Genomic DNA, 388 nt, shown 5'->3' with positions numbered 1-388 from the left:
GACGAGAACTATTCCGTTCTCACTACCCTTCCCACAGACAAACGGCAGCAGTTCGCGATGGCAGTGACGTTGATCCATCACGTCTATTGGATCGCGGGAACCGTCCTTGGTGTGCTGCTCGGACAAAAGGTTGCGGATTGGATTCCCAACCTGGACTTCGCGCTGCCGTCACTGTTCACCATCCTCGCCATCGAACAGTACCTATCGCAGAGAAGATTGGCTCCGGCGCTGATAGGCGTACTGGCTTACTTTGCAGCGACGCGACTGGCGACGAACTATCTATTGATCACGGCCCTCGGATTCGGACTGGCGACGCTGTTGGCGCGCGCACTTGTCCGCGGTAACGCAGTGGAAGCATCCTGAAGGAGCGTCACGTAATGAGCAGTAT

At 56.4% G+C, this 388-nt stretch carries 1 protein-coding gene; it reads left to right on the top strand.

What is annotated here, in order from left to right:
* Positions 1-363: ABC transporter permease family protein (locus D7V93_RS44305; protein WP_443652016.1), on the top strand; the 363-nt coding region annotated here is incomplete at its 5' end.
* Positions 364-388 lie beyond the last annotated feature (25 nt).

Source organism: Corallococcus llansteffanensis, from assembly GCF_003612055.1.
GTDB classification, from domain to species: domain Bacteria; phylum Myxococcota; class Myxococcia; order Myxococcales; family Myxococcaceae; genus Corallococcus; species Corallococcus llansteffanensis.
The sequence above is the reverse complement of the archived record's forward strand: the minus strand, read 5'-3'. Positions and strand labels throughout refer to the sequence as shown.